This is a genomic window from Streptomyces phyllanthi (assembly GCF_009377205.1).
GTDB classification, from domain to species: Bacteria; Actinomycetota; Actinomycetes; order Streptomycetales; family Streptomycetaceae; genus Streptomyces; species Streptomyces phyllanthi.
This window is the reverse complement of sequence record NZ_VJZE01000420.1, coordinates 1-8138: the sequence shown is the minus strand read 5'-3', so window position 1 is coordinate 8138 and position 8138 is coordinate 1. Positions and strand designations below refer to the sequence as shown.

Annotated in this window: 6 protein-coding genes and 2 pseudogenes; 5 read left to right on the top strand and 3 right to left on the bottom strand. The window is 68.8% G+C overall.

Annotated elements, in window-relative coordinates; translation table 11 throughout:
* A pseudogene (locus tag FNH04_RS36535) lies at positions 1-849 on the top strand (hypothetical protein); the annotation flags it as partial.
* On the opposite strand, the gene FNH04_RS36530 reads toward FNH04_RS36535, so the two are convergent.
* On the bottom strand, positions 846-2321 hold the full coding sequence (locus tag FNH04_RS36530) for an FG-GAP and VCBS repeat-containing protein (protein WP_322724866.1): 1476 nt from the start codon (positions 2319-2321) through the stop codon (positions 846-848). The pseudogene FNH04_RS36535 and the gene FNH04_RS36530 overlap by 4 nt on opposite strands.
* Positions 2322-3091: 770 nt before the next feature.
* On the opposite strand from FNH04_RS36530, the gene FNH04_RS36520 reads away from it, so the two are divergent.
* The 3 genes and pseudogenes from FNH04_RS36520 (at position 3092) to FNH04_RS36515 (ending at position 5514) form a co-directional block, all read left to right on the top strand.
* Positions 3092-4594 carry an FG-GAP repeat protein gene (locus tag FNH04_RS36520; protein WP_194236929.1) on the top strand — a complete coding sequence of 501 codons (1503 nt, stop codon included), beginning with the start codon at positions 3092-3094 and terminating at the stop codon, positions 4592-4594.
* Between the two features lie 109 nt (positions 4595-4703).
* Positions 4704-4847, top strand: a pseudogene (locus FNH04_RS49535) (IS30 family transposase); the annotation flags it as partial.
* Entirely contained in the window at positions 4843-5514 is a 672-nt protein-coding gene (locus FNH04_RS36515) for a hypothetical protein (RefSeq protein WP_152790135.1), read from the top strand. The pseudogene FNH04_RS49535 and the gene FNH04_RS36515, both read left to right, overlap by 5 nt.
* 575 nt (positions 5515-6089) lie before the next feature.
* Here FNH04_RS36515 and FNH04_RS36510 read toward each other — a convergent pair.
* Both FNH04_RS36510 and FNH04_RS46885 read right to left on the bottom strand, forming a co-directional pair.
* The gene (locus FNH04_RS36510; RefSeq protein ID WP_152790134.1) at positions 6090-6476 is read right to left on the bottom strand and encodes a hypothetical protein; all 387 of its coding nucleotides are present in this window, start codon (positions 6474-6476) and stop codon (positions 6090-6092) included.
* 356 nt (positions 6477-6832) lie between these two features.
* Entirely contained in the window at positions 6833-6973 is a 141-nt protein-coding gene (locus tag FNH04_RS46885) for a hypothetical protein (protein WP_194236928.1), read from the bottom strand.
* A 312-nt stretch (positions 6974-7285) separates the two neighbouring features.
* Here FNH04_RS46885 and FNH04_RS36505 point away from each other — a divergent pair, with 312 nt between their 5' ends.
* Positions 7286-7756: a hypothetical protein gene (locus FNH04_RS36505; protein ID WP_152790133.1), complete on the top strand. Its 471-nt coding sequence runs from the start codon at positions 7286-7288 to the stop codon at positions 7754-7756.
* Positions 7757-8138 lie beyond the last annotated feature (382 nt).

Sequence of the window (8138 nt, the reverse complement as noted above, 5' to 3'; positions counted from 1 at the left end):
GCCCCAACCCCCACGGAGCGCGCCGCCGCGGCCCGGGCGAAGCAAGAGGCGCTCGCGGCCGCCGACGCCGCGCCCACCGCCGAAGAGGCCAACGCCATCCTCAAGACCTGGCGCGCGAGCGTGCGTTCGGCCCGCGCCGCCGTCCGCCGCATCACCGGCCACAGCATGCGCCGCGGCTGGATCCAGCAGGCCCTGGCCGCCGGCAACCCGCCCGAGACGGTCGCCCTGCACTCACGGCACTCCCTGCGCAGCACCGCCTTCGACGCCTGCCGGGAATGCTCGGTAGATCTGCCCGGACCAGCCACCACACCGCGTGTGCCCGGACTGAACCTGGAATCCGCCAGTCGCCGGTGCGCGTTGCTACCGGCTGTGGCATCGTGGACTGAGGTATGGCCCGTCACCTTCCCCCGTGGTGACGGGCCATACCTTTCAGCATCAGCGAGCGATGGTGACCTCGAGGAGAGCGTTCGGGTATCCGTCAAGGACCTCGAGCGATCGAGGCGGCCCGTGCCCAACACCGCCGTCAAGCTACGGCCACCCAGGCCCTCCGGCAATCTGCCCAGCGAGTGCCAGCCGGTCAAAGCCGTGACGGTCCAGTCCCCGTCCAACGGGCCGGAAGGCCCGCCTGCACGAGAAGGGCGGCATCTTCCCGACCGCACCGCCCTGATCCGCGCGGTCGGCGCCGTCCTGGCCGAGCAGAACGACGGATGGACCGAGGCCCGCCGCTACATGGGACTCGACCTGCTGGCTGAGCCAACGTCGCCCGGACCCGGTTCACTTCATGTGCGTCCACACAACCAACATGCTCCCGAACAGGCCCGACGGAAAGACCTGACGGAGTCCTACTAGGGGATCACCACTCCGGGGCCGTTGTCGCTGCTCAGGTTCTGGCCGAACAGTGCCTTTGCCGCGGGTGCCCCGATGTCTGTCGGGTTCTGTGCGACCGACTGCGAGGCCGTCACACCGGGGGTGGCACCGCGCAGCAGCCATAGCGCGCCTCCGTTGACGACGCTGCCCAGGTTCTCGCCCGGCGCACCCGCGGTCAGGTCCGCCTTGCCGTCACCGGTCATGTCGAGCAGTCGCAGTGACCCGCCGAACACATCGCCCGACTCCGCGGTACCCGGCACTCGTGTCGTGTCCTGGTGGAATGCCTGCGCGCCCTTGCCGGTGAGCCCGTCCTTGCTGCCCTTGAGCAGCACCACGGCGCCGGCTTTCGCCTTCGAGCCGATCGCCTCGCCTGGGACGCCGACGGCCAGGTCGGGATATCCGTCGCCGTTCGCGTCGCCCGTGTGCAGCCGCCCGCCGAACTGGTCGCCCTTCTCGTTCACCCCGGGCACGCCCGCCGTGTTCTGCGTGAGCGTCTGCGTACGGGTCTGGCTGGGGCCGGACGGTGAACCGTAGTAGATCTTGACGGTGCCCGGGTCCTCCTCGGTGCCCTCGGTGTCGCCGTTGGGGAAGATCCGGGTGGCGAGGTCGGCGTAGCCGTCCCGGTCGAAGTCGGCGACGGCGGTGCCGGCCGCGGAGGTCAGCCGCTGCGGGACGGTGGACAGGCCGGTCTTGGTGCCGAGCCACAGCTTGCCGCCCTCGGCGTGGTTCTCGTAGACGTAGAAGGTCGCGAGATCCTCGATGCCGTCGCCGTTGAAGTCGCCCGCGGCGGTGGAGTTGATGGAGTTGTCGGTGCTGTACACCTGCACCTGCTGCTCGCGGGCGGGGACGCCGTCGCGGCCGAGGGGGCCGTAGAGCACGTCGTGGTAGTCGTAGTCCTCTCCGTTGCCCATGAACAGGTCCGTGTGCCCGTCTCCGTCGAAGTCGCCCGCGGTGATGTCGTCGCCGACCTGGGCGTTCGCTGGTGCGCCGATGCGGACGGCGCCCTGGCCGGAGAGGCCGGTCTTTCGGCCCCACAGGACGGTCACCGAACCGTTGACGTTGTTCTCCGGCCGGTAATCGCGGGCAACCACGGCCAGGTCGGTCAGGCCGTCGCCATCCAGGTCGCGGGAGATCATCGCGTAGCCGAAGACCTGGTTGTCACCGGAGGCGCCGGGCACACCGGGGGTGTCCTGGGTGATGACCGTGGTGCGCGCGGGGTCGAGGCCGTGCGCCGAACCGTAGCTGATCGTGATGTAGCCGGCCCAGGCATGCCCGCCGACCTTCGCGCCGGGGGCGGCGACGGCGAGGTCCTGGTAGCCGTCGCCGTCGAAGTCCTCGCGCACGGTGGTGGCGCCGTCCTTGGCGGATGCGGTGTCCGCGACGGCCGGCATGCCCAGTGACCCGATCAGGGCGGCGGCTACGGCGGTCGGTATGGCGGGTCGGCGGATGCCCACGGTTCCTCCTCAGAGCACGAGCGGTATTGAAGCGCGTGCGCGCGGATGTGATTCACCTGCGAGACACGCAATAACGGCTGATGGTTGTGCGCTGAACGGCACTTGAACGGCCAGGCCGGCTGCAGACCTGCCGCATACGGGCCATAGCAGGGCTGTCCGTGAGCAGCACACCTGCAAGGTCCGCATCCGCGCGGGCATCAGGGACGGCCAGGAGCTCCGGATCCGTGAACTGGGCGGCCCGGCAGGCACGGTGGTGCGCCAGGGGACTGGGACGACGACGACCACCTGCGCCGATGGCTGCGCAAGGGCGTCTGCCCTCGTGTCGCCCGCAAAGGCATCGAGTTCTCACAGCGGCTCGGCCGGCACCGCCGCCAGGGGCCGTCCGACAGCTCGGTCGGCCGGGAACCCCCTTGCGGGGCCACGAAGAAGGTAATGGGGGATGGCTCGCGTCCGGAGGGCAGGAAGGCGGCAAGCGGACGAGCGTTCAGCGGGGCGTGCAACCCTGGACGAACTTCGTTTGTTTTCGAAGTGAGAACAAAGAGGCATTGTCCTCGACCGCATCAGCCAACGGGGGAGGGGCACACGGTTCCGCGTCGTTCTGCTACGGGCGCGTCGGCGGCAAGCCTGGACGCTTCAGGCACCCGCACGGGTCAGTCCTTCGTCGGCTCGCCGGGGAACCGGCCGCGTACCTCCGCCGACCAACCCCCCACGCACAGTCCGCCGCGGCTGAGCACGCCGTGGGCAACTTCGGGGACCAGGGAGGTTCTCCTGTGCGTCACTTCACCAGCGTGGCCCTTGCGGCCGTGGCGATCTTCGCTCTCGGCGGCGGCACCGTGTCGGAGGCCTCCGCCGTACAGGCCGCAACGCCCTTTCCGTCCATCGGCTGGCAGCAGCGCAACTGCGACTACGACGGCAACGGTTTCGACGACGTGCTGATCGGCGCGCCGGGCGCCACGGTGAGCGGCGCCACGGGCGCCGGCTACGTTACCGTGCAGTACAGCTCATCAAGCGGTCTGAGCACCACCAAGAAGAGCGTCCTGCACCAGAACTCCTCGGGAGTCCCGGGCGGTGCCGAGGTCGGCGACGGTTTCGGGCAGGCTGTGGCTTCCGGCGACCTGGACAACGATGGGTACGACGACGCGATCGTCGGGATCCCCGGAGAGGACCTGGCCGGGCTGTCCAACGCGGGCGGCGCCATCGTCTTCTGGGGCTCGCCGACCGGGCTGAACGGGGCCGACAGCACCTGGCTGGAGGATCCCGGCCAGCTGCGGGCCGGCGCGAACTTCGGGCGGGCGATCGAAGCGGCACGGTTCTTCGCGCCGGACCCGTCAAACCCCGACGCCCATCCGCGCGACAGCATTGCCGTCCTGGAGAACGACACGCTGCTGTTCTTCACCGCCCCGCCGGGTGCGGCGGCCCAGCAGTTGAAACCGGCGGACAACGCAGTTCAGGCCCTGGACGCCGCCCCGCTGGAGACCGGCTTCGCCCTGCGGAGTCTCAGCCACGGCAACTACAACGAGGACTCCTGGGCGGACCTGGCGATCTCCGGGGTGACCACCGGCGACCAGCCGGGCATCGGCGCCACCCAGGTGCTGCACGGCGCACCCGGCGTCGAGGCGCTGGGGGACGGCGGCGCGTTCGACGGCGGTCCCGCGGTCGTCTCCAGCGACTTCAACCAGGATGGCCAGGACGACCTGGCCATCGGCGACACGGGCGTCGGCTCACCGGTCGGCGGATCCGTCTCCGTCTATCTGGGCAAGGGCGACCTCTCCGGCCTCGACCCGACCCCGGCGCAGACGTGGACGCAGGACTCTCCGGGCGTCCCCGGCGCAGCCGAGGCCGGCGACCGGTGGGGCGCCGAGATGTCTTCCGGTGACACCAATGGTGACGGCTTGCCGGACCTCGCCATCGGCGCGCCCGGGGAGGACATCGGCTCCGTCTCCGACGCGGGCGCGGTCTGGGCGCTGCGCGGCGCACGGGGCGGGCTGACCGCGACCGGAGCGCGTAGTTTCGACCAGAACCACCCCGACATGCCCGGCGGGGCGGAGGCCTTGGACCGCTGGGGCGGCCAGGTACGGCTGATCGACGCCAACAAGGACGGTCTGTTCGGCCTGCTTGCGGCGGCACCGGGCGAGAACACCAACGACGGCTTCGTATGGGTCATCCCACCGTCGTCGTCGGGCCTGGTCGCCCGGGGCACGTGGACCTATGACGGGGTGCGCCTCGGGGCGCCGGTGGTCAATGCGCGGTTCGGGGCGGCGATCGACGAGTAGCGGAGCCGCAAGGAGTGGGAGTTCGCTGCCTTGCCTTGCCCGTTACTCCCCCCGGTGGTGACGGGCAAGGCCTCTCGCACGGGACGTCGCGCTGGGGGAGGGCCGGCTGGCTGATCTCGCCCGTTCGTCGACCTGGGATCAGCCAGCGAGATGGGACGGCACGACGGATTTCGCCCGCGCCACCGGTATCCCGATCTACGTCTGCGAGCCTGCCAGTCCCTGGCAGCGCGGCCCGAACGAAAACACCAATGGCCCGCCGCACGGTGAAGGACACCGACGGCCAGGGCAAGCCGATGCGGCGCACTCGCTGGTCGGCGCCCGATCCTGAGTGGGGTGACGCGTCGCATCCGCTGGCCCTGCTCGTCTTCAACCAGGTCGGCAAGCGGCCCGTGCTGAAGCAGATGGAGAGGTTCGCCGGCCTCACCCGCGAGCACTGGCAGGGCCCGGGTGCCGACGGCTTCCACCTCTACAAGGGGAAGATGCCGATCGTGGCGACCACGCTGGAGCTGCTGCGCGGGCACGGCCCGCCGGGCCCGTGTTCTGGCGCTTCGGCCGTGAGGACCGCCAGAACCTCTGGGACGCGATCGGCAACCCCTGCCGGGACGCCGCTCTCGCACGCCGCGCAGAAGACGCGCGGCGCCGTCTCGGGCAGGAAGCAGCCGAACGCCAGGCTCAGCGGCCGGTGTGCGCGGACTGCGGACGGAAGTTCACCGACGACAGGTGGAGGGCCGGCATCGCGGTCGGCGGGCCGGGGCCGCTGCGACAGCCACCCGCACCTGTGTGACGACTGCAAGTCGAGGGCGCTCGAAGCGGAGCGGCAGGCGGAACAGGCCGAACGCGAGCGCCAGGAGCAGGAGCGCCAGGAGGAGGCGGCGCAGGCCTCGAAGGCCGGCGGCTGGCTCGGGTGCTGGCGCGGCTGACCTGGGCAAGCCTTCCGCCAGCGCGAGGGCTTGCCCAGGGTCGTCTGGGCGAGCCCTCGTTGTCGGTGGCGGCTGCGAGGCTGGAGGGCATGGACAGCGACGATGAGCAGTTGCTGCGCGGCCGGGTCTATGGAGCCGACCCCGAACACCCGGGCCCGGAAGCCGGGACGGCGCTACGCCGAACTGGTGGGCGGGCCGCTGGAAGGATTGCTGCTCTTCTCTGAACTATCGAGTGGCGGTCGCAGTCAAGGAACATTCGAGAGGGGCTTGTCATGGACAAAGTCGTTGATGCCGCTGCCGACGCCGTACTGGGCGATCAGCACGGTCGGCGATTGCTCACCGTGCCCACTGCGGACCAGGGCGGCCAGTGCGTCGTTGTCATCGGCCCATCCGCTTCCAGTGCGGCAACCGCGCGCAGAACCTGATGCGCGGTCAGCTCTGGTGACATAGGCAGCACCGTAGCAACGTAGGACGAGCGTCCGTGTTGGAGCCGTTCTTCGGGCTCGCGAAGTGCACCGCGCCGCCGCTACGGGGCCGGGGAGACCTGCCCCCTCGCGGAGGCGCTTTACAAAGCCCTACTGGGGGTGGACGACGGAGGCGAGGGAAGTGCCGTACTGTGGCCGCTTGGTCTGGTGGCTCTTCACGTTTTCAAGCAGTGCCTCCAGGTCCGCGACCAGGATTTCGTGGTCGTCAGGCGTCACCTCGCCAGACTGCACCTGTCGAGCGATATCCTGAAGGGCCGTCCTCCAGGAACGATTGCTTAGCCCCAATCGCTGGAGACCTTCCTGCCGGGTGTGCGCCTGTAGCATCACGCGTCTGATCAGGGCCTCTAGCGCCTCCTCGAACTGCTCGTAGTCTCGCGACGTCGACCCGTCCATGTGCGCACGTTGGTCGTGGCGTTGAAGTGCCTTCTGCAGTACTTCACGGAGAATGGGACGAAGGTCGGTCGTCAAGTCCACCACGCTGCCACTGTCAAGCTGAGCTCGCCCAGAGCGGATCACATGGGCACGTTGGCGGCAGGACTGAGAGCAGTAGCGCGGACGGCGCCCTCTTCCGGAGTACGTGATTGGAGCATTACAGGACTCGCAGCGGTAGGCAGAGTCGTGCACAGTGGGTTCCGACTCCTTGGACACAGCTCACCTCTCAGTACCTGTCGGTGCGACCGTCAGCCCTCACTCTTATGCATCTGCGCCTGGACACGTCCTGAAAACCTGTGGAGTCTCCGCAGAAGCGCAGCAGCTTCCAGTGTGTAGGCTAAACAAATGGCAGATGGGTGGACCGTGGATGCGGCCCACCCATCGGGTGATCTTGCCACTGCTCAGGCGCGCCATGCCATCGCAGCAACCAGGATCATCATGCCGATCGTGAGTAGGATCGCGATGAAGCGAACGGTCCAGTTGTCCCGCTCGATGGCCTTCTGGACCGTTCGCCAAAATCCTTTGCCTGTCAGAGGAGTCACCTCCCTCCCTGGCTGGTGTCGTAGCTCATAGCCTGTCAGTTTCCCGTCATGGCCCGGATGCGGGGTGACAACAAAGCATTCGGGCCATGACTGTTGATTCCTGACAGTAAACGAGGCCATCGCTCCCGTTCACCCCCATCGACAGCGTTTCGTCGTGACGAAAAGGCCGCCCTACTCAGGCCGTGAAGGGGGTCGAAGCACGTCCGGACCAGGCCCGCACATTCGCGGCCTGGGGTTTGTGGGCCAGGCCAGTTGCCAGCCGGCTTCGTACTACTCCCACTCCTCCAGGGTCCGCGATTCGTCGGGGCAGAGGTGACCACCGCCACCATGCAGCGGGCGGTGATGGCGGTTCCATGGGTGCCCGCACCGTCGGTTATACACGGCAAGCGGGTCGCCGTCGTCGACGCGCGGGACGACTGGTTCAGGGGCCCGGGGCGGCTGTGCTTGACCATGGACTTGGTGGTCTCAGTCGCTGCCAACCACATGACGAGACCCAGCTCGACGACGGCGTGGCTGACGATCAAGCCTTGCCGCAACACCAGCAGGATGGCCTCCAACAGCACCCGTCAGGAGAGGCCCGCAGGCGGTAACGCCGACGGCTTCTGCTCGTCGGCCCGGCGCTGCACAAGCGCGCGAAACTCCACGGTCGCCACGATGTCCTGGGCGCCGTCCGGCGGGACGGCAGGCATCTCCTCCGCGGGCCGCTTCGCCATCCCCGTGGATGCGGTAGCGGGCTCGGTGACGGCCGGGGTCGTGGTGAACGCCGTGCGGATGCAGGGGTGATGGGCGCCGGCCGTCTTCTCCACCGCTGTGGCGAAGTTGCGCAGCAGGTGCCAGGTCCGCTATTTGCTGAGCCTGCGGAGCCCCGCTGCGGGCGTCTTCGGCGCAGGCTGGCTTTAACGGTTTGAGTTGGCCCCATTTTTCCGGTTTGAAGTGGCTCCACTCGAAGATCGGCTGGGCGGAGATTCCGGCTTGAAGTGGCCCCGGCTTCCGGGCCGAGTCGGCCCCGGCTCATAGCCGGTTCATCGCAGCAGGGGGGTGTAGTCGGGGTCTGTCGGTTTTCGGGGTTGCTGAGACGGATTTCGGGGTTGGCTGCATTCCTGTTCGGGTGCGACGAGACGTGCGTCGGGGAACGAGCTATGCGTCTTTGTTGTCACGGTGCAGG

Coding starts and splice junctions, on each gene's coding strand:
- FNH04_RS36515 (WP_152790135.1), top strand. CDS start 4,843: ATGGCCCGCCGCACGGTGAAGGACACCGACGGCCAGGGCAAGCCGATG.